The sequence below is a fragment of the Bacillus sp. JH7 genome (assembly GCF_001563515.1).
Taxonomy (GTDB): Bacteria; Bacillota; Bacilli; order Bacillales; family Bacillaceae_G; genus Bacillus_A; species Bacillus_A cereus.
This window is the reverse complement of record NZ_LPUS01000001.1, coordinates 589999-608806: the sequence shown is the minus strand read 5'-3', so window position 1 is coordinate 608806 and position 18808 is coordinate 589999. Positions and strand designations below refer to the sequence as shown.

Sequence of the window (18808 nt, the reverse complement as noted above, 5' to 3'; positions counted from 1 at the left end):
ATGAAAATGTCCCTTCTATAACTCTGCCTGCTGAAACATTTTCATTGAGAGGAACATTGATATGAATATACTCACTAATACTCCAATACTAAGAACACCCATTGCTAGTGTAGCCTCTTGAGAGTGAAGTACTTTTAACATAATTGTTTTATCACCAAAAATATTGCACATAAGACCAATCATACCCATTAAAGGAAACAGCATAATCAAATTCAAGACTGTAATAACTTTATATCCCCCAATGTAATTAGTCGGTATCGTTACTACACAATAAATCAAAGTTGCTACTATCGCTGAAAACACTGCATATCCAGGCATGACTATATCCCTGTCCAATAAAATATTTCCTAATATTACGACTATAAAAATTACACTCAAACCAGCCATAATAAATAATGTGCTTGAAATATATTTAGCTATAATTATCTCTTTTCTCGTTATAGGTAAACTCACTAATACTTTTTCCGCTTTACTTTTCTCGTCATAATAAAAAGAAATATATATAATCGTACTACATGTTATAAATAATCCTATTGCAATCCCCATTGGTTCGACGGAATTCTTAAAAATAGATAAAATAGGGATTAAAAAATAGAAAGGAAACATCTTCTTCTGTAAAAAAAACTCCTTCAAAATCAACTGTTGCATATGAATTCCCCTCTCTATAAATCACGCGTTTTATAAATTTTAATTGTAAGAAACATAGAAGCGATATAGGCACTAGCTAATATCATTCCTCCAACTGTAAATACACCAATATGTACTGGATTCATAATCCACTCACTGAATGAAGATGTTGTTTCATTCAGCCCATCACTAATAAATATCCAAAGAAGTACACCAATCCCCATTGCTGCGGCTGATACTATACTTCTCATGCCCTTTGATTTTGTACCATAATAACTAGGAAAAAATGTCGCCACAAATACTACAGAATAAATCACTCCACTTACCACTACATACCATGGAATTTCAATATAAAAATTAGGATGGTATACACCAATATCATCAATAACAGCAATACCTCTTAAAAGGAATACAATTATCATAGTTGAAGCCATGGCACCGACAATAAATATTGCACAGGAAATATATCTAGCAATAATGATATCCTTCCGACTTACTGGTAAACTATTTATAATAATGTCACTTTTATTTCTTTCATCCATAAAGGTTAACGTCATAACGGAGGAGAGGGTTATAAATAGACAACTCATCGGAAATAAAAATTCACCACTTGGCTCTAACATAAAAAACAAAAGAGGCATAACAAAATTCACTAACCACATTACCCGAAAAAAGAACAAATCTTTATATACAAGCTGACGCATAGGCACCTCTCCCTTTCGCAGTGTAAACGATAATGTCATCTAATGTAGGCTTTTCTAGTACAACCTCATTTCCAAACCAATCGATAATTCCTTGTTTATCCTTCGCTAAACCTTCGAAACCAAATTTATTTTTTCGTAATCCAACAAATAGTTCTTTTCCTTCTTGGTCTAATAAATCATTACTTCCTTTTACGATTACGTAGTTCTCCATTAAGTCTTCTTTTTCACCAGTAAATATAATTTCTCCATCATTGATGAACGTAACATAATCTGCAATGCGCTCTAAATCTGTTGTAATGTGCGTTGAGAATAATACGGATACTTCATCTTCCATTACAATTTCTTGCAACATATCAAGTAATTCACTTCGAACAACTGGATCTAACCCTGCTGTCGGTTCGTCCATAATAATAAACTCTGCGTGGTGCGAAAGTGCGATGGCAATCGCAAATTTCATTTTCATTCCTTTTGATAATTCTTTAATTTTTTTATACTTTGGAACTTGCAATCTATGCATATACGATTGATACTGCTCTTCGTCCCACTTTTTATATAACGGTGCAATAATACGCTTCATTTGTTCACACGTTAAATCTTCGTAATAATGATTTTCATCATATACAAAGCCGATATTTTGTTTTATTTCCTTTTCAGCTTTCTTATTGTCCTTGCCAAAAATTTTTATATCTCCGTTATCTTTTTTAATTAAATTCATAATCATTTTGATTGTCGTACTTTTCCCGGCCCCATTCGGTCCGACAAACCCCATAATATATCCGCGTGGTAACGTAAAACTTATATTTTTCACTGCGAAACCTTCATAACTTTTACAAACATTTTTTAACTCTAACATCTCTCTCATTCCCCCTTATATAAAAACGCAATCATCTGCTGTAATTCTTCAAGTGAAAGCTGCAACGCTTTACTTTCATTCACAATCTCTTCCGCTTTACTTTCCAATAGGCGAAGCCTTTGTTCTTTTAATAGTTCATTATTTTTACGTGAAACATAAGTCCCCTTCCCAGCAACAGTTTCTATATATCCTTCTTTTTCAAGCTCCTCGTATGCACGCTTCGTTGTAATGACACTAATTTGTAATTCCTTCGCTAAGCTACGAATAGACGGTAATTGATCTCCACCCTTTAAACCGCCATTTAAAATAAGCTGGCTTAATTGTTTTCTTATTTGCACATAAATAGGGTCTTGGGAAGAATTCGAAATAATAATATTCATGTTTTCCTCCAGTGTGTGTATATACTGTGTATACCTTATATATACAGTATATACACAGCATCCTATTTTTGGCAAGAAAAAAAGACCAACACTTTCCTGTTGGTCTTTCGTATATGTATCACTTTTCAAAGCGATCTAACATCTCGTCTCTCATTCCGAAACTTACTACTGCAATTCCTATATACATAAACAGAAGGAATGCCGGATGAACTGTATTGTACCAGCTGCTGTCAACAATTAAGTAAATCGTTAATGCCACAACAAGAACAAACGCTAAGATAAACATATAAAAGTGTCTTGTACTACCCATGATAAACTCCTCTCTTCTCACTTCACCATTCAACAGTTTATTTTATCGAATAATTCGATATGACTCAAGGTTAACTTTCTGTTATGTAATCAAGTTCTACCTTTACAATGTCCTCACATGCTATTGAAATGATTGTTCCTTGTTTATCAATCGCCGTCACTTCTCTATTATCCATTACACGATTTGCTACTCTTTCTAACACTTTTCCCTGGTCTCGATAGCAAAATTCTTTTACATCTTTAATTGTTTCTCCATTTTCTAAATGGTATACCATTCTATAACATCGATATCCCACACTTTCACCCCCGTCTTGTTCGTTTTTTCACATATACATAAAAATGAGTAATCTTTGCCTCATCACATCTTCTTAATTTCAATAAAATTCTAACAAAAATAAATACTTTTATCAAACCGACTTTTTCAACAAAACTACCTATAAAACTACACCTTTACACCATTAGGAAACAAAAAACATATTTTTTTAACATTTTCTTCACTATTTCTGCATAAAGTGAAACTTTAATCAGTGGGGATTTTTGTTCATCCCCACTGATTATTAGTTGAACCAATCGGGCATTTACGGACAGTTTATCTCCCACCTGTCTTCTTTGCACCAGCTAAGTTTTGAGTTGAGAGTTTACTGTCCGTTAATGCGGGACAAATTATCCATACAAAAAAAGAACCCGCCTCAGCGAGTTCTTCTTTTGTTATTTTAATCAAACTTGTACAGGAGCTGGCTTCGCATAACGTAAAACTGGTTTACGTGCAGCCATCGTTTCGTCTAAACGTTTAATGACTGTCGTATGCGGTGCTTCTTGTACAACTTCTGGATTTTCTTCTACTTCTTTAGCGATTTGAATCATCTTATCAATGAAACCATCTAATGTTTCTTTTGATTCTGTTTCTGTCGGCTCAATCATAATACATTCTTCCACATTTAATGGGAAGTAAATTGTTGGTGGATGATAACCGAAATCAAGCAGACGTTTTGCAATATCTAATGTACGTACACCAAGTTTCTTTTGACGACGACCTGATAATACAAATTCATGTTTACAATGTCTATCGAATGGAAGATCGTAGAATGGCGCTAATCTTCTCATCATATAGTTCGCATTTAATACCGCATACTCAGTTACTGCACGCAATCCATCTGGACCCATAGAGCGAATATACGTGTATGCACGAACGTTAATTCCGAAGTTACCATAGAATGGTTTCACACGACCAATTGCTTCTGGACGGTCGTAGTTGAAGTGATAACCATTTTCCGTTTTCTCTAAAATCGGTTTTGGTAAGTACGGAATTAAATCAGCTTTCACACCTACTGGACCAGAACCTGGGCCACCACCGCCGTGAGGACCTGTAAATGTTTTATGAAGGTTTAAATGCACAACGTCAAATCCCATATCTCCTGGGCGTGCTTGGCTTAATACCGCATTTAAGTTTGCACCATCATAGTATAATTTACCGCCTGCATTATGGACGATTTCTGCCATTTCTAAAATATTTTCTTCGAATAGACCTAATGTATTAGGATTTGTTAACATAAGTGCTGCTGTTTCTTCGTTTACAACACGTTTTAAGTCTTCTAAGTCAACAAGGCCATTTTCATTTGATTTTACTGTAATTGTTTCAAAACCAGCTACAGTTGCAGATGCTGGGTTCGTTCCGTGAGCAGAGTCAGGCACAATTACTTTCGTACGGTTAAAGTCACCATTCGCTTCATGGTATGCACGAATTAACATTAAACCTGTCCATTCTCCGTGTGCACCAGCTGCTGGTTGTAAAGTAACAGTATCCATACCTGTAATTTCAATTAAATGCTCTTGTAAGTCGTACATTAATTCCATTGCACCTTGTACTGTCTTTTCATCTTGCAACGGATGAATATTTGCAAATCCTGCGAAACGAGCTACACTCTCATTAATTTTCGGATTATATTTCATCGTACAAGATCCAAGTGGATAGAATCCAGAATCCACACCGTGGTTACGGTTTGAAAGTGCTGTATAGTGGCGCATAATATCAAGTTCAGATACTTCTGGTAGCTCTGCATCTTCTACTCGAATATAATCGCTCTCAAACACATCTTCTAGTTTCACTTCTTCTACATCTAATTTGGGTAAGCTATATCCTATGCGTCCTTCTTTACTCACTTCAAAGATAAGTGCTTGGTCTTGGTTCTTCATTGGATAGCCCCCATTTCGTTTACAAGTGTGTCAATTTCCTCTTTTGTACGAAGCTCAGTTACTGCTACAAGCATATGGTTTTCATGCTCTTTATAATCACGGCCTAGGTCGTAACCGCCGATAATATTCTTTTGTAATAATGCATCGTTTACTTCTTTCACTGGACGCTTGCAATCTACAACAAACTCATTGAAGAATGGTCCAGCAAATGTTACAGTGAAGCCTTTCGCTTCAAATTGACGTTTTGCATATTGTGCTTTAGAAATGTTTTGACGTGCCATTTCTTTCACACCTTGTTTGCCAAGTGCCGTCATTGCAACAGAAGCTGCTAATGCATTTAACGCTTGGTTTGAACAAATGTTAGATGTCGCTTTATCACGACGAATATGCTGTTCACGTGCTTGTAACGTTAATACAAATCCACGTTTACCATCTGAGTCTACAGTTTGTCCAACAAGACGTCCTGGAATTTTACGCATAAATGCTTTCGTTGTTGCAAAGTAACCACAGTGCGGTCCACCAAACTGCGTTGGAATACCGAATGGTTGTGCATCACCGATTACAATATCAGCACCAAATTTCCCTGGTGGTGTTAATGCGCCTAATGATAATGGATTTGAAGAAACGATAAATAATGATTTTTGTTGATGAACGATTTTTTCAATATCAGCTAATTTTTCAACTTGTCCGAAGAAGTTTGGATATTGAACGATTACACAAGCAACTGTATCATCTACTTCACTTTGTAATACGTCTAAATCTGTTACACCATCTTTATGATTAATTTCAACAACTTCAAGATTTTGTCCTTTTGCATACGTTTCAAGTACTGCTCTTGATTCTGGATGAACCGCGCTAGATACAAGAATTTTCTTTTTGCGAGTATGACCAGCTGCTAACATTGCCGCTTCAGCTAAAGCTGTACCCCCGTCATACATAGAAGAGTTTGCTACATCCATTCCTGTTAATTCACAAATCATTGTTTGGAATTCAAAGATTGCTTGTAATTCCCCTTGTGAAATTTCCGGTTGGTATGGTGTGTAAGCTGTATAAAATTCTGAGCGAGAAATAACATGATCTACAATTACTGGAGCATAATGATCGTATACGCCTGCTCCTAAGAAAGAAGCGTATTCTTTTAAGTTAGCATTTTTACTAGCCATTTGAGATAGCTCTTTTAAAAGCTCTGGCTCTGATTTTGCTTCTTTAATTTTTAAATCCCCTTTAAAACGAACACTCTCTGGAATATCAGAGAATAATTCATCGATCGTTTGAACGCCGATCGTTTGTAACATTTCTTTTTTGTCTTCTTCTGTCATTGGAAGATAACGATGCAACATGAAATCTACCCCTCTCCCCGTTACTTTGAACGTTTGTAAAATGGTGTTGGAACAACTACTGCTTTGACGCGTTTATTACGAATTTCAATTTCTACTTCTGTATCAACTGCTGCGTATTTTACATCAATTAGTGCTAAACCAATGCTTTTCTTTAACGTTGGAGATTGTGTACCACTCGTTACTTCCCCAATTTTTTCTTCACCAATAAATACAGGGTAATGCGTACGAGGAATTCCACGTTCGATTACTTCGATGCCGACTAATTTACGAGGCGCACCGTTTTCTTTTTGCTCTTTTAACGTTGCTTTTCCAAAGAAGTCTGCTTCTTTATTTGTTTTTACCGCAAAGCCAATTCCAGCCTCAATCGGTGTAATATCTTTTGATAATTCTTGTCCATAAAGTGGTAATGTTGCTTCGAATCGAAGTGTATCACGAGCACCTAAACCACATGCTTTTAAGCCCTCTTCTGCTCCAACTTCAAGAAGTTTCTCCCAAAGTTTTGCAGCATCTTCACTCTTACAGTAAATTTCGAATCCATCTTCACCTGTGTAACCTGTACGAGATACAAGTGCTGGAATTCCATCTACAAGAATATCGTTTTTAAATTTAAAGAACTTAATTTCTTTCAAATCTTCTGACACAACTTTTTGTAAAATGCCTTCTGCTTTTGGTCCTTGAATTGCAAGCTGTGCAACTTCACTAGAAACATTGACTACTGTCGCATCGCCAATTACATGACTTGCTAACCATTCGTAATCTTTCTCGATATTTGATGCATTGATTACTAATAAATAGTCTTCTTCACCACGTTTGTAGATTAATAAATCATCTACTGTACCACCATTTTCGTAGCACATAGCTGTATATTGTGCGCCCCCTACCTTTAAGGTAGATACGTCATTTGTAACAACACGTTGTAAAAATGCTAAACTATCTACACCTTTTACTTCAACTTCTCCCATATGAGACACATCGAACAAACCTGCAGCTGTACGTACAGCTTCGTGTTCTTCTTTAATGCTTGAAAATTGAACTGGTAATTCCCAACCACCGAAGTCGATTGTTTTTCCACCATACTTCGCGTATACATCAAATAACGGTGTACGTTGTAATGTAATCATGCTCTCTCCCCCTTATGCTTTGACAAATCAATAAAAGTTGCTTCCCTTTTCTAAACATTTTCATTCTGAAAAGATAGGATATACGGAATCTCATTATATTTTTTTATGAAAGCGTAAATAAAAAATCACTTTCTTGGATAAAATACGAAAGATTCCACACATTTCACACCATTATCCTAACATCATTCGCTATATTTCATCAATATTCTAGCATAAAAAATAATTTAGAATTTTTTATGTTAAAACACAATAAATACAGCTTTTGAGATTTAATACTTTATTATTGTCTATCATATAGCCTTTAATAACGATAATTATGCCTTCTTTTAAGGCAAATCATCATACATTAAAAAATAATTACTTTAGTTTATAAAAGGTGGGAGAGTTGTAATGAATGTCGATATTTCCGTAGATCGGACATGGCAAAACAATTTTTTAAATAGAATTGACGAAGATGGTCCTTGGACAAACTGGGATTTATATCACTTAGCTTATGAAACAGAAAAATCGTTACTTATTCCTACTTTTGATGGACTACAAGCACCGAAACATTTATCCCATTTCACACCGCTTCCGCATCAATTAGAAGTCGCTCAAAATGTGATTGAACAAATGAACGGTAAAGCGATTCTAGCAGATGAAGTAGGCCTTGGAAAAACAATCGAAGCTGGACTTATTTTGAAAGAATATATGGTCCGCGGGCTTGTGAAAAAGGTACTTATACTTGTCCCAGCTTCTCTCGTATCACAATGGGCATACGAACTGAATACAAAGTTTTTCATTCCCGCTGTAGCACAAAAGAAAAGCTACTCATGGGAACAAGCTGACGTAATCGTATCATCAATTGATACTGCGAAACGTTCACCACATCGCGATATCGTGTTGAACTTGGAATATGACCTTATTATTATCGATGAAGCACATAAACTGAAAAATAATAAAACAAAAAACTATGAATTTGCACAACGATTAAAAAAGAAGTTTTGTTTATTACTAACCGCTACTCCTGTTCAAAATAAGATTGATGAAATTTTTAACCTTGTTTCTTTATTAAAGCCAGGACATTTAGGCAATCAATCCAACTTTGAAGAATATTACGCTTCCAAAAATCGCTCAGCCGAATCAGATGAAGACTTAAAAGCTCTCATTAATAAAGTAATGGTGCGAAATAGACGACATAATACCGGTATCGATTGGCCGAAGAGACATGTACGTACAATTTTTGTTGAGTTTAATGAACAAGAACAAGCTCTATATAATGATATCGAAAATTGGCGAGGACAAGACGCCTTCACATCTGCTTTCTCATCGTTAACTTTAAAACGGGAAGCGTGTAGTAGTCGTGAGGCTGTTTACTATTCATTGAAAAAGCATGTAGAAAAAAGACAGAAAGAAAACGAACATTATATAAAAGATCCACATATCGATGTGCTAATGGACAAAATTAATCATATTCCTTTCAACTCAAAAGCAAATAAAGCTCTTGAGCTTATAAAAGAAATTGACGATAAAGTCGTTATCTTCACAGAATATCGAGCGTCACAAATGTACTTACAATGGTTTTTACAACAACACGGTATTTCTTCCGTTCCATTCCGCGGCGGGTTTAAACGCGGGAAGAAAGATTGGATGAAGGAGCTTTTCCAAAACCACGCACAAGTATTAATTGCAACTGAAGCTGGTGGTGAAGGGATTAACTTACAGTTTTGTAGCCATATGATCAATTATGATTTGCCATGGAATCCAATGCGTCTTGAGCAAAGAATCGGACGTATTCACCGTCTCGGTCAAAAAAATGATGTTCATATTTATAACTTAGCTACAAAGCATACTGTTGAAGAACATATTCTGAAACTGTTATATGAAAAAATCAACTTATTCGAGCGTGTTATTGGTGAACTCGATGAAATTTTAACAAGAATTAATATGAAAAACATCGACGCGCACATTCAAGAAATTTTCGCGCAATCAAAAAGCGAAGGTGAAATTAGAATTAAGATGGAAAACTTAACATCTATTATCGACTTTGCGAAACGAAATGAAGCTGAGGTGCAAGGCTATGCAGCAACATGAAATTCATAATTACTTATACAATTTCTTTGAGGCGAATAACTGTGAAATTTTAGAACGTTCTCCTCATTTATTAGATGTACAGTTAACAATTGAGATGGATAAATTATTAATGAATCGCCCTTTTTATTGGCACTATCTTGAGAAAACAGGAGGCGTACCGAATCCGATGCGCCTTACTCTTATTACAAATCCAGAAAATGAAGAAAATGATGGTGAGCTTATTCACTACGGTTCACCACGTCTACATCAAATTTTCCAAACGACAAAAGAATTAGGCTCATACATACGTTTATATGAGGATGTAAGACATAATGGGGCAACACATACACCGCTCCACCCTTGGCTCGGTATTAATATAAAAGTTTCCTATCAATGTGATCGAAAAAAAGACATCCTTCACTCGATTGGTATTCATCTCATTTCTGGAACAATGATGGCAAACTTTCATGAAACATTAACAAACATTAAACTTACACCAAAAATACCTGATTTTTGTTTTACGCTCTCGCCTATCATTAAACCTCAAAGTGGTTTACAACGCATAGAAGACGCTTTAAAAAATATAATTGCAGAAGATGACCATACGTGGGCAAAAGAAGCAAGAGTGCGTTGGAATCATGATTTAGACCTTTTAAACCGTTTTTATGAAGAAAGTGACGAACTTCCTGAGAGCTATGAAATTGAAAAACAAGCTCTGCAAGAACAGTATGAACCACGTATTACAGTGCAAATTATTAACGGTGGACTCTTTTATGTTACCGCGAATCACTTTCTATCAAAATAAAGCTCCTTCTGCTTTAGAAGGAGCTTTATTTCGAGTTATTCTCTATCCTCATTACGCTCTTGTTGTTTTTGCTTTGCCATGCGTTTTTGATACGCACGATCCTTCGCGCTCACATGATTTGCATCAGTTGGAAGATTTTCTTTCGAACGTCCAATTCCATTGCTCATCTTTCCCACTCCTTTTTACGTTTTTCAGAATACATGTTTATTTTCAGCTAGAGTTACAATCCTTATACAAAAAAATAAGAGCAGCCATTGGCCACTCTTACTCGCTCACATATTTTTGAAACATATCATGGATGCCTTTATTTACTAGGTTCGAGATCTGCTCGTCAGATTTATTCGGATAACGATCACGCAATCTGATAGATGCCTTCACCATTAAATTTTCTAATACAGAACGGCCACCTTCTCCATAAATAATTTCAGCATATTTAACAAGCCTTCCATCCTCTACTGTTGCTGGATTATGATTGAAGAAAAATTTACTCATTGTCTCCACCTCTCTATTTTGATAACGTTTACATTTATATAGATTATTTATGTTATTTATTTCACAATATTGTATGCATGTATATTTAATTAGTTTCATTATAAAGCAACATATCGATAGTAAATATGTGATTTTCCGTCCATTTTGTGAACAAATTCAAAATGAAAGCGTTTCCTTTATTATATACTAAAAAAACTTACTACGCTAGGGGCAATTTTTTTCAATCTACTCCCCCTCGAAAATTGATATATTTTTTCTTTTCCCATTAAACCTTATACAATTTTCAGAAATTATATTATAAAATATATGTATGACTTAAGGAGGCTTTGTATGAATCAAAATAAAAAAGCTATATTAGATCTTGTCTTTTATCTCGTAATCCCATTCCTCATTTGGAAATTTGCAAAACCTTATATCGATCCTTATTACGCGATGTTACTTTCCTCTGTTCCGGGGATTATTTATACACTGTATACCTTTAAAAAAGAAAAACAGTTTAACGTGACAGGGTTCTTTATTTTAATTACACTCATTTCTAATACAACGGTAGATTTATTATCTGGGTCAGCTGAACGAATGTTGTGGAATGATGCATATTATCACATCGTACTCGGTATTATCGTCATATGTACAATTTTTATAAAGAAACCACTTATGTTATATTTCGCTGCGGATATTGCCGCACTGCAAGGCCATGATCGCGATAAAAGTCGTGAGCTTTATCGTGATAGTCGTATATATCCAGCACTGCAATATTTAACGCTATTTTTCGGGCTGCAATTTATATTAAAAAGCTTTTTAAAAATTTATTTCATCTCTGTTTTTGGTGTAGATGGCTATGGTGAAATGAGAGCGATTATGACCGCTGTCGGCTGGGGCATTTCTATTTGTATCGGAATAGGGTTCGTATGGGTGAACAATAAAATACATGCCGTTACGGAAGAACAAGAATCCGTGCAGTAAATAAAAATCCCCTAGTGTAATACGACACTAGGGGATTTTGGGTTTGCTAAACATATGACTAAAATTTAACTTGATTTTTTTCTTTTACTTTTTACATTTCGGTAAAACAAAGCAGCACTCAGCGGCATAACACCAAACCACTTATTCATAAATGGCTCTTTTTCAGCACGGCGTTGTTCTTTCTTTTGTTTACGATCTTCTTTCGGAGCATCCATATACGATACAAACTGCTGCGTCACAAAGCGAACATAATCATTAGTAGACATATTATCATCACCTCTACTTGATTAGTATGTCCACTTTTTTATACATTAATCTTTTCCTTTAATTCATTCATAATTTGCTTTACAGACTTATTTGTCGTATCGATATGAATATGAGCCTCTTCATAATAAGCTCGGCGTGATTCAAATTTCTTTACGAATGCATCTATATCTTTCTTTTGAAATAGTGGACGTGTCGTATCTTCCCGAAGCCTTTCTGCAATTACATGCGGATCACAATATAAATACACGACAGTTCCGTTCTCTTTCATCCACTTGCGATTTTCCGCTCGTTCAATAATTCCCCCACCAGTTGTAATAATAACATTGTGGACTGGTAGCGCACGTAACATTTCGCTTTCATATTCCCGAAAAGCCATTTCGCCTTCTTCGGCAAAAATTTTTCGAATTGCCTTCTCTTGCTTCTCTTCGATTTTTTGATCAGTATCTACAACATCCATTTGAAGTTCTTTACTTAACGCTTTTCCAATTGTTGTTTTCCCTGCTCCCATGTAGCCGGTTATGTATATAGATTTCATTTCTTGTCCTCTCAATCGTCATTTATTAATTGTTATTATAACGAAAGATGCTACTTTGTTTAATAAAAAAACGTTTTGTTCTTATACTATAAAGAACAAAACGTAACACTCGCTTTTACTTATAAGTACCTCTTCTCACCCACTGCGTTGCAATCCATTTCTCGCCTTTCGTTACAGGTGCCCCTCCGTGTAACGTAAGCTCGTTTAGTGATTGATCTTGATAAAAATACTCAAAGTATACTGCCATTCCCTTTCTAGGGTGTACAGAAAGATTTAATTTTGGGAAGTACGTTTCTCCGCCTTCTTCTACATCATTTAAATACATTACAAGCGTACTAATACGATTGTTAGCAGCTGATCTACTATGTTCCGCAAAATAATCATAGTGTGCTTTATATTGTTGATCCACTTCATAATTTAAAATGTGCAATCCTTCTCCGTGCGCCACCGGAACATTCATGATAGATGAAATTCGTTTTTCAATCTTTGAAGTAAGTTCATTGTCTTCCAAAAATGCACCGCTACTTGTTCGAATATCATTTACATCACGTGATGAACCAATTTTAGAACGCTCCATTTTATTTTTAGACATTTCAATCAATTCATCACACTCTTCATCACTTAGTACATTTGCTAATACGACAATAAGAGGTTCTTCGAATTTTGAAATAATGTGTATTTCTCTATCTTCTGTCATAATCGTATTTCCTTTATGATCAAAAATAGTTTGTTCCTTATTTTCACCTATTTGATTGTTGTTTGTCATTTCCCTATTCTCCCTAAAAATAATGATTGGATAGCATGAATATATCATATTCTTTCTACCTTTCTCTTTTTTGAGAAAATTTAAACTTTTGATCATTATATTTGTCCATTTCTTCTAAAAAATCAATTCAATTTACAATAGGAAATCCTGGTTTATCTATATATATATTTTACATATTATCCTTCTATCCAATCGACTATTTTCCCATCCTTTTTTCTATACCGAAAACTCACCGTATAGAAAGCTTCCTGTTTGAGTGTACACTGCAAAGCAACGAGAATTAAATCATTTTCAAAGACATAATTTCCACTCGCTTCTCCCTTTTCATACTGAAAGAAAAACGTACCTTCTTTTTCTTTTTGCTGTAAGTCTTTTTTTATATCTGTAATAGATCGGTTAAGTAATTCATCCAATAAAAATTTTTGTTCTATTCCTATATAAAAATTTTTATCTGTAAACAACATATTTGTTTCGTATATAAAAAAAGAAGTTAATAAAATAAGAAAGATAATCGTTCCAGGCATTGTAAATCCCTTTTGCTTTCTCATACGTTTATTCCTATTTCGCTATATCGCATAACTACACCTTCATATATTTTCCCACTAGTATCTTTCACATTTATAATGAGTACATGAGGTGTTAGTTTGTAAGAAACCGTTCCAATATTTTGTAAAACAACTTCCCTCCCGCGCCTATCTACCTTTCTTATAAGACGACTATTCTCTTTTTCATACGATACTTCACTCCCATTACGCGATCGGAATTGTAAAATACTTTCTCCATTTTCAAATGCTAGCTGTTCTCCAGATGATACTTCACGAAACTCCAATTGCATTTGCCCTAAATACACATCCCACTCCCAATCATTTAACCCTTTCGACTGTTTATTTTCCATTTCAATGAAATGTAGGCGGGGAAAGAGCAAAAAAAATATTGATAATAGAAACAGACATACAATCATTTCTATTAATGAAAAACCAAATTCTAATTTATTTTTTCTCCTACATAAAAGCATTGTTCCATCATTCTGTCTTTCACATCTTTCCACATGGTACAAACTTCATTGCCTCCCCAATATGTGTAATACCCAATTCCATTTATATTCTTTTCTATTATTCGCTTTTCTTCATTTCCATACATATATATAGCTGCTTCTTTTTTTAATAATCCAGTTGCCTTATAACGAATTTGTATATTTTTTCTTTCTTGCATAACTAATACTGTTTGCGGTAGTAGTAACGATACAGCCATCATTAAAACACTTAACGATACAATCATTTCAGCCATTATGGATCCTTTTTGACATTTCACGATACGTAAATCTCCCTCTTCCAAGCTGAAATACAATTTCATATTTATAATTTCTATACGAAATTATAATCGTACCACCTCTATTAATATTTCCACTTGGGTTATATGTCATCGGATTTGGAAACGTATGCAAATCAATTTGTATATCTTCTTCATACTCTCGCTTGACGATATAATACTTTGTACCTGACTCTTTTATAGCATACATATTTCTATCTTTATGCCAACGTAATGTGTAGTGCTTTTGATGGTTTATCGCTAATTGCTGCATATACAAAATATCATTTGAAAACTGTCTCAAAAATTGTTCAACTTTTTGTCGCTCGTATAAGGAATGAACACTAAAATACGTAACTATACTTAATACAGAAATAACAAATAAAACGAGTAACATTTCTAAAAAAGTAAACCCTTGTTGTTTCACAATGCCCTAATTGATACTGTGCCATCATCTGATATATGAATAGATTCGCCATTCGGACACTTATCAGTTGTAATATACTTTTCATCTGCCAGTTCTTTTAACGATGGAATTTTATTATGTTGTAATTGATATACTTGTATTTGCGCTTCTATAGATTTCACGTAAGCTGCACACCCTTTTCCTTGGACCGATGAACGCTGTGTAACTACATTTGGAATAATTAATAGTAATAATATAGTTATGACAACCATTACTAATAGCATCTCTAACAGAGTAAATCCTTCCTCATTCTGCATACAAATGCCCCCTAAATAGAATTCATCATTTGAAACATCGGCATAATCATCGCTAAATACATAAGGACAACGATTCCTCCAATACATGTAAATAAAATAGGCTGAATGATAACTAACATATGTTTAATTTTTCGTTCCATCTTTTCCATAATAAGATCGCTATAGTCACCTAATTCAATCCCTAAATTGCCATTTGCTTGTCCATGCGTAATAACATAAGAAAGTTCTTTCTCGTAATACCCACTTTTAGCAATGATAGATTGTAACTGTTCTCCTCCAATTAATTGTCTTTCAATCCGATTCGCTTCATATTGAAAGAACGGATGATATCTTTGCTCCATCATTATTGTTAAAGCTTCGCATACTGATAGTCCACCATTTAATAAACCACTCAACTGAGTAGCAAAATAATGTGAATGCTTTAAAATAAGAAATGTTTTGATGAGAGGAATACGAAGCATGATTTTTACCTGTCTAATATGTGGAAGTTTCCTAAAATACAACATGTATAAACTACATCCAATAATAACAGTTAAAATAGCGGTTAAAATAATGTATGGTAGCAGTTTTATTGCACTTAAAATTTGTTCTGTAAGTAGTGGTGTATTAGAACCGAACGAACTATAAACCATTTCAACCTGAGGTAATAAAATGAGGTTAAAAATAAAAAGCATGATTAGTAGAAAAAACATCAAGAACATAGGATACTGCATTATTTTCATCATGTCTTTCCTATACTTATCTTTCTTATAAAGAAGTGCACTTCCTTGTTGCAAAGCAAAAGAAATATCACCATGTTGCTCGGCATAAAATAGATAACTTAACATGTCCTGATGAAACTTTAACTGATGAAAAGAATCGTGTAGACTTTTCCCATCTTTTAACCCCTCAATCATGCGCTGCAATTGTACTTTCTTTTCTACAGGTAATTGAAACTGTAAAAATTCTAATGCTTGTAAAAGAGAGTAGCCTTTTTCTAATAATTCTCCTAAACGTTTCAACAATACTACTTGATCACTTAAACTCCAAGTTTTCTTAAACATAAACATCTTCTTCTAAAAAACCTAAAGCATATCCTTTTCGTATTGACGATTCTAAAGTCTCATGTTTGTAAGTAACACATTCTCCATCTGCTTCTTTAAGTGCTTGTTTTAACTCATGTCCATATAGTAGCTCATAAATGCTTGCTTGCCTTACTTGCCTCATTGATTTACATAAAGTTGAGCACTTTCCTCTGCAAAACGGACACTTCAATTCGACAAGTCGCTGTGCAGCTACAGCCAATAAAGACTGTTCAATCTCTTGCCTCGTTATACCATAATCCATGAAACGAATGATTGCTCCTTTCGCATCATTCGTATGCAGCGTTGTCATTACTAAATGTCCTGTCAAACTTGCCCTTATAGCTATTTTTGCTGTTTCCTCATCCCGGATTTCACCGACTAAAATAATATCTGGATCATGACGTAAAATAGCCTTTAATCCTGTTTCATATGTGAGACCCGCTTTTTCATTTATTTGAATTTGTAATACATCGTCACTTCTTTTTTCAACCGGATCTTCAAGTGTAATGATGCGACGTGTTTTCTTTTTTCTAATTACTTCTAATAATGCATACATTGTCGTCGTCTTCCCAGATCCAGTCGGTCCAGTAAATACGAGTAGCCCCTGTGAATAGCGTAAAAACGAGAGTAGTTTTGCTGCCGTACTTGGAAATAACGAAAGATGTGATAAGGGCTGAACAGATGCTTGTAAATGAAGGCGAATAACGAGACTTTCTTGATATACTGTTGGAAGTGTTGAAAGGCGTAAATACACTTCTTGTCCATCAATTTGCAAATACAACGAACCATTCTGTGGCTTCCGTTTCTCTCCTATGTCCATAGATGCTAAAAATTTGAAATGTGAGACAAGTTTTTCTCCAAACTCCTTTTCAATACACTGTCTCGTCATTAAATCTTTTCCTATACGTAGTTGCACTGCTACATCCTTCTGCCGGGGCACAATATGTAAATCTGACGCTTGTACCCTACACGCTTCTTTTAAAATTGTATTCGCAAAAATTTCAATCCCATTCATTACTTTTCCCTCCTCACTATGTATATAGCATGAAAACATTCGCAATAAAAATTTGGACTTTTGTATTTTCAATAGAGGAAAAAGGAAAAATATGTTTGTGAAATTATGAACAATTTCCGAATTATTGTCTGAAATTACCTATACTCATGTTTATCTGTATTATAATGTTATTATCTTGGATAAAGTGATAAAGGTGGAGATCCTCATGGAACAAGCTTTAAAAATTACAGGTGTATTATCTGACCCAACTCGTTATTACATTTATAAATATATTTCGCAAAAACATAGTTACGTAACGGTACAAGAAATTGCAGATGAATTCGATATTCATCCAAACGTAGCGCGTTTACATTTATCTAAATTAGAAGATGTTCATATGCTAAAATCGGAAACGAAGAAAACTGGAAAAGGCGGACGACCGAGCAGATTGTATGTCTTATCTGAAGATGTTATCCAATTACAATTTCCATTCCGTGATTATCAATTGTTAGCAAGAATCGCATTTAATTCTTTACTTAGCCTTGGCGCTGCTGGTGAGAAAGCGCTATACGAAACAGGAAAACAATTCGGAGCTGAATTAATGCAACAACATATGCAACGTTTAAATGTGAGTGAAGATGCTTTAACAGTGGAACAAAAAGTTCAAATTGCAAAAGAAGCTTTCTCAACAGCTGGCTTATCACCTGCATTTGAATTAAGTGCAGATGGAACAAAAATTTTCTATGATGTACACAATTGTCCATTTAAAGAAGTTGCTGTTCATCATCCAACTGAAATTTGTAACATGCACGGAGATATGATGAAAGGAATTTTTGAAATCCTATTCCCTAACATGGAATTAACTCGAAATGATAGTCTATTAGATGGATGTAAATCTTGTAATTATAAACTAACAATTTAATTTCTCATATAAAAAGAAGCCAATAATAATTGGCTTCTTTTTATATGAATGAATATTTACAATAGTAAGAAAAATAAACTATAATGAGGTGAGGTTTACTTTTTTTAGAAAAGGAGGGAGATGGCATGGAGCGCATGTTTCGCGTTCTCGGCTTTTGGACTGGAATTTTCTCGGTTATGTTTTACGTAGGGGATATGCAACAGACCGCACTACTATTTTTAGGACAAACAGGTTTCTTCGTACTTTTAAGCTATTTAAAATTAACAGAGCGTATGTATATATACGTATTTGGGGCATATTTAACTGTTTTCTTCATAGGATTTACATACTACACGACGTTTTTACTTGTCCCTGGGGCTGGACATTAAAAGATGGCATTTTGCCATCTTT

At 34.6% G+C, this 18808-nt stretch carries 27 protein-coding genes; 6 read left to right on the top strand and 21 right to left on the bottom strand.

Annotation, left to right across the window (positions count from 1 at the left end; genetic code table 11):
* Nucleotides 1-15: 15 nt before the first annotated feature.
* The 9 genes from AU379_RS03265 to gcvT all read right to left on the bottom strand — a co-directional run bounded on the left by AU379_RS03265 (nucleotide 16) and on the right by gcvT (nucleotide 7527).
* Entirely contained in the window at nucleotides 16-648 is a 633-nt protein-coding gene (locus tag AU379_RS03265; RefSeq protein WP_061138956.1) for an ABC-2 transporter permease, read from the bottom strand.
* A 14-nt stretch (nucleotides 649-662) separates the two neighbouring features.
* Nucleotides 663-1331, bottom strand: a complete 669-nt coding sequence (locus AU379_RS03260; protein ID WP_001249563.1) for an ABC-2 transporter permease — start codon at nucleotides 1329-1331, stop codon at nucleotides 663-665.
* Entirely contained in the window at nucleotides 1312-2184 is an 873-nt protein-coding gene (locus tag AU379_RS03255) for an ABC transporter ATP-binding protein (protein WP_061138955.1), read from the bottom strand. Before AU379_RS03255 ends, AU379_RS03260 begins: the two co-directional genes overlap by 20 nt.
* 5 nt (nucleotides 2185-2189) lie before the next feature.
* The gene (locus AU379_RS03250) at nucleotides 2190-2564 is read right to left on the bottom strand and encodes a GntR family transcriptional regulator (protein ID WP_001021353.1); all 375 of its coding nucleotides are present in this window, start codon (nucleotides 2562-2564) and stop codon (nucleotides 2190-2192) included.
* Between the two features lie 118 nt (nucleotides 2565-2682).
* Nucleotides 2683-2874 (bottom strand): hypothetical protein, encoded by a 192-nt coding sequence (locus AU379_RS03245; protein WP_000535933.1) that lies wholly within the window; start codon nucleotides 2872-2874, stop codon nucleotides 2683-2685.
* Nucleotides 2875-2944: 70 nt separating this feature from the next.
* A complete protein-coding gene (locus tag AU379_RS03240) occupies nucleotides 2945-3148 on the bottom strand; it encodes a DUF3929 family protein (RefSeq protein WP_000262496.1) in 204 nt (67 codons plus the stop codon).
* A gap of 442 nt (nucleotides 3149-3590) precedes the next feature.
* Nucleotides 3591-5066 (bottom strand): aminomethyl-transferring glycine dehydrogenase subunit 2, encoded by a 1476-nt coding sequence (gcvPB, locus tag AU379_RS03235; protein WP_000795702.1) that lies wholly within the window; start codon nucleotides 5064-5066, stop codon nucleotides 3591-3593.
* Nucleotides 5063-6406, bottom strand: coding sequence for an aminomethyl-transferring glycine dehydrogenase subunit 1 (gene gcvPA, locus AU379_RS03230; protein ID WP_000903240.1), 1344 nt, complete (start codon nucleotides 6404-6406; stop codon nucleotides 5063-5065). Before gcvPA ends, gcvPB begins: the two co-directional genes overlap by 4 nt.
* A gap of 20 nt (nucleotides 6407-6426) precedes the next feature.
* Nucleotides 6427-7527 carry a glycine cleavage system aminomethyltransferase GcvT gene (gene gcvT, locus AU379_RS03225; protein WP_000631769.1) on the bottom strand — a complete coding sequence of 367 codons (1101 nt, stop codon included), beginning with the start codon at nucleotides 7525-7527 and terminating at the stop codon, nucleotides 6427-6429.
* Nucleotides 7528-7917: 390 nt separating this feature from the next.
* Between gcvT and AU379_RS03220 the strand changes: the two genes are divergently transcribed.
* Nucleotides 7918-9600 carry an SNF2-related protein gene (locus AU379_RS03220; protein WP_061138954.1) on the top strand — a complete coding sequence of 561 codons (1683 nt, stop codon included), beginning with the start codon at nucleotides 7918-7920 and terminating at the stop codon, nucleotides 9598-9600.
* A complete protein-coding gene (locus AU379_RS03215; RefSeq protein ID WP_001183964.1) occupies nucleotides 9587-10384 on the top strand; it encodes a YqhG family protein in 798 nt (265 codons plus the stop codon). The genes AU379_RS03220 and AU379_RS03215 overlap by 14 nt, the downstream gene beginning before the upstream one ends.
* Before the next feature lie 35 nt (nucleotides 10385-10419).
* Here the strand turns inward: AU379_RS03215 and AU379_RS31115 are convergent, their stop codons facing one another.
* Both AU379_RS31115 and AU379_RS03205 read right to left on the bottom strand, forming a co-directional pair.
* Complete coding sequence (locus AU379_RS31115) at nucleotides 10420-10551, bottom strand: hypothetical protein (protein WP_000064668.1); 132 nt, start codon at nucleotides 10549-10551, stop codon at nucleotides 10420-10422.
* A 97-nt stretch (nucleotides 10552-10648) separates the two neighbouring features.
* A complete protein-coding gene (locus AU379_RS03205) occupies nucleotides 10649-10876 on the bottom strand; it encodes a hypothetical protein (protein ID WP_000032702.1) in 228 nt (75 codons plus the stop codon).
* 73 nt (nucleotides 10877-10949) lie between these two features.
* Between AU379_RS03205 and AU379_RS28330 the strand changes: the two genes are divergently transcribed.
* Nucleotides 10950-11066: a GTP pyrophosphokinase gene (locus tag AU379_RS28330; protein ID WP_082769946.1), complete on the top strand. Its 117-nt coding sequence runs from the start codon at nucleotides 10950-10952 to the stop codon at nucleotides 11064-11066.
* A gap of 140 nt (nucleotides 11067-11206) precedes the next feature.
* Nucleotides 11207-11839: a VC0807 family protein gene (locus tag AU379_RS03200; RefSeq protein WP_001073111.1), complete on the top strand. Its 633-nt coding sequence runs from the start codon at nucleotides 11207-11209 to the stop codon at nucleotides 11837-11839.
* A gap of 65 nt (nucleotides 11840-11904) precedes the next feature.
* Here the strand turns inward: AU379_RS03200 and AU379_RS03195 are convergent, their stop codons facing one another.
* The 10 genes from AU379_RS03195 to comGA all read right to left on the bottom strand — a co-directional run bounded on the left by AU379_RS03195 (nucleotide 11905) and on the right by comGA (nucleotide 17517).
* The gene (locus tag AU379_RS03195; protein ID WP_000106083.1) at nucleotides 11905-12105 is read right to left on the bottom strand and encodes a YqzE family protein; all 201 of its coding nucleotides are present in this window, start codon (nucleotides 12103-12105) and stop codon (nucleotides 11905-11907) included.
* 38 nt (nucleotides 12106-12143) lie between these two features.
* Nucleotides 12144-12641: a shikimate kinase gene (locus AU379_RS03190; RefSeq protein ID WP_000836650.1), complete on the bottom strand. Its 498-nt coding sequence runs from the start codon at nucleotides 12639-12641 to the stop codon at nucleotides 12144-12146.
* Between the two features lie 115 nt (nucleotides 12642-12756).
* Nucleotides 12757-13407 (bottom strand): 2OG-Fe(II) oxygenase, encoded by a 651-nt coding sequence (locus tag AU379_RS03185; protein WP_000183860.1) that lies wholly within the window; start codon nucleotides 13405-13407, stop codon nucleotides 12757-12759.
* A gap of 176 nt (nucleotides 13408-13583) precedes the next feature.
* On the bottom strand, nucleotides 13584-13955 hold the full coding sequence (comGG, locus tag AU379_RS03180) for a competence type IV pilus minor pilin ComGG (protein ID WP_001231273.1): 372 nt from the start codon (nucleotides 13953-13955) through the stop codon (nucleotides 13584-13586).
* The gene (comGF, locus tag AU379_RS03175) at nucleotides 13952-14422 is read right to left on the bottom strand and encodes a competence type IV pilus minor pilin ComGF (protein ID WP_000923098.1); all 471 of its coding nucleotides are present in this window, start codon (nucleotides 14420-14422) and stop codon (nucleotides 13952-13954) included. Before comGF ends, comGG begins: the two co-directional genes overlap by 4 nt.
* Nucleotides 14392-14694 carry a hypothetical protein gene (locus tag AU379_RS03170; RefSeq protein ID WP_000829471.1) on the bottom strand — a complete coding sequence of 101 codons (303 nt, stop codon included), beginning with the start codon at nucleotides 14692-14694 and terminating at the stop codon, nucleotides 14392-14394. The genes comGF and AU379_RS03170 overlap by 31 nt, the downstream gene beginning before the upstream one ends.
* Nucleotides 14687-15142, bottom strand: a complete 456-nt coding sequence (comGD, locus tag AU379_RS03165; RefSeq protein WP_000813142.1) for a competence type IV pilus minor pilin ComGD — start codon at nucleotides 15140-15142, stop codon at nucleotides 14687-14689. The genes AU379_RS03170 and comGD overlap by 8 nt, the downstream gene beginning before the upstream one ends.
* Nucleotides 15139-15438, bottom strand: coding sequence for a competence type IV pilus major pilin ComGC (comGC, locus tag AU379_RS03160; protein WP_001178686.1), 300 nt, complete (start codon nucleotides 15436-15438; stop codon nucleotides 15139-15141). The genes comGD and comGC overlap by 4 nt, the downstream gene beginning before the upstream one ends.
* An 11-nt stretch (nucleotides 15439-15449) precedes the next feature.
* The gene (gene comGB, locus AU379_RS03155) at nucleotides 15450-16481 is read right to left on the bottom strand and encodes a competence type IV pilus assembly protein ComGB (protein WP_000475184.1); all 1032 of its coding nucleotides are present in this window, start codon (nucleotides 16479-16481) and stop codon (nucleotides 15450-15452) included.
* Nucleotides 16474-17517, bottom strand: coding sequence for a competence type IV pilus ATPase ComGA (gene comGA, locus AU379_RS03150; RefSeq protein WP_001013180.1), 1044 nt, complete (start codon nucleotides 17515-17517; stop codon nucleotides 16474-16476). Before comGA ends, comGB begins: the two co-directional genes overlap by 8 nt.
* Nucleotides 17518-17722: 205 nt before the next feature.
* Here comGA and AU379_RS03145 point away from each other — a divergent pair, with 205 nt between their 5' ends.
* Together AU379_RS03145 and AU379_RS03140 are read left to right on the top strand one after the other, a co-directional pair.
* The gene (locus AU379_RS03145; protein WP_000434125.1) at nucleotides 17723-18418 is read left to right on the top strand and encodes a helix-turn-helix domain-containing protein; all 696 of its coding nucleotides are present in this window, start codon (nucleotides 17723-17725) and stop codon (nucleotides 18416-18418) included.
* 125 nt (nucleotides 18419-18543) lie between these two features.
* Nucleotides 18544-18786: a DUF2626 domain-containing protein gene (locus AU379_RS03140; RefSeq protein WP_000440721.1), complete on the top strand. Its 243-nt coding sequence runs from the start codon at nucleotides 18544-18546 to the stop codon at nucleotides 18784-18786.
* Nucleotides 18787-18808: the final 22 nt, after the last annotated feature.

Coding starts and splice junctions, on each gene's coding strand:
- comGA (WP_001013180.1), bottom strand. CDS start 17,517: ATGAATGGGATTGAAATTTTTGCGAATACAATTTTAAAAGAAGCGTGT.
- gcvPA (WP_000903240.1), bottom strand. CDS start 6,406: ATGTTGCATCGTTATCTTCCAATGACAGAAGAAGACAAAAAAGAAATG.
- AU379_RS03200 (WP_001073111.1), top strand. CDS start 11,207: ATGAATCAAAATAAAAAAGCTATATTAGATCTTGTCTTTTATCTCGTA.
- AU379_RS03205 (WP_000032702.1), bottom strand. CDS start 10,876: ATGAGTAAATTTTTCTTCAATCATAATCCAGCAACAGTAGAGGATGGA.
- comGB (WP_000475184.1), bottom strand. CDS start 16,481: ATGTTTAAGAAAACTTGGAGTTTAAGTGATCAAGTAGTATTGTTGAAA.
- AU379_RS03220 (WP_061138954.1), top strand. CDS start 7,918: ATGAATGTCGATATTTCCGTAGATCGGACATGGCAAAACAATTTTTTA.
- AU379_RS03255 (WP_061138955.1), bottom strand. CDS start 2,184: ATGTTAGAGTTAAAAAATGTTTGTAAAAGTTATGAAGGTTTCGCAGTG.
- AU379_RS03265 (WP_061138956.1), bottom strand. CDS start 648: ATGCAACAGTTGATTTTGAAGGAGTTTTTTTTACAGAAGAAGATGTTT.
- AU379_RS03140 (WP_000440721.1), top strand. CDS start 18,544: ATGGAGCGCATGTTTCGCGTTCTCGGCTTTTGGACTGGAATTTTCTCG.
- AU379_RS03260 (WP_001249563.1), bottom strand. CDS start 1,331: ATGCGTCAGCTTGTATATAAAGATTTGTTCTTTTTTCGGGTAATGTGG.
- AU379_RS03215 (WP_001183964.1), top strand. CDS start 9,587: ATGCAGCAACATGAAATTCATAATTACTTATACAATTTCTTTGAGGCG.
- AU379_RS31115 (WP_000064668.1), bottom strand. CDS start 10,551: ATGAGCAATGGAATTGGACGTTCGAAAGAAAATCTTCCAACTGATGCA.
- AU379_RS03250 (WP_001021353.1), bottom strand. CDS start 2,564: ATGAATATTATTATTTCGAATTCTTCCCAAGACCCTATTTATGTGCAA.
- AU379_RS03145 (WP_000434125.1), top strand. CDS start 17,723: ATGGAACAAGCTTTAAAAATTACAGGTGTATTATCTGACCCAACTCGT.
- AU379_RS03195 (WP_000106083.1), bottom strand. CDS start 12,105: ATGTCTACTAATGATTATGTTCGCTTTGTGACGCAGCAGTTTGTATCG.
- AU379_RS03170 (WP_000829471.1), bottom strand. CDS start 14,694: ATGGCTGAAATGATTGTATCGTTAAGTGTTTTAATGATGGCTGTATCG.
- gcvPB (WP_000795702.1), bottom strand. CDS start 5,066: ATGAAGAACCAAGACCAAGCACTTATCTTTGAAGTGAGTAAAGAAGGA.
- AU379_RS03240 (WP_000262496.1), bottom strand. CDS start 3,148: ATGGTATACCATTTAGAAAATGGAGAAACAATTAAAGATGTAAAAGAA.
- AU379_RS03190 (WP_000836650.1), bottom strand. CDS start 12,641: ATGAAATCTATATACATAACCGGCTACATGGGAGCAGGGAAAACAACA.
- AU379_RS03185 (WP_000183860.1), bottom strand. CDS start 13,407: ATGACAAACAACAATCAAATAGGTGAAAATAAGGAACAAACTATTTTT.
- comGG (WP_001231273.1), bottom strand. CDS start 13,955: ATGAGAAAGCAAAAGGGATTTACAATGCCTGGAACGATTATCTTTCTT.
- gcvT (WP_000631769.1), bottom strand. CDS start 7,527: ATGATTACATTACAACGTACACCGTTATTTGATGTATACGCGAAGTAT.
- comGC (WP_001178686.1), bottom strand. CDS start 15,438: ATGCAGAATGAGGAAGGATTTACTCTGTTAGAGATGCTATTAGTAATG.
- AU379_RS28330 (WP_082769946.1), top strand. CDS start 10,950: ATGCATGTATATTTAATTAGTTTCATTATAAAGCAACATATCGATAGT.
- AU379_RS03245 (WP_000535933.1), bottom strand. CDS start 2,874: ATGGGTAGTACAAGACACTTTTATATGTTTATCTTAGCGTTTGTTCTT.
- comGF (WP_000923098.1), bottom strand. CDS start 14,422: ATGCTTTTATGTAGGAGAAAAAATAAATTAGAATTTGGTTTTTCATTA.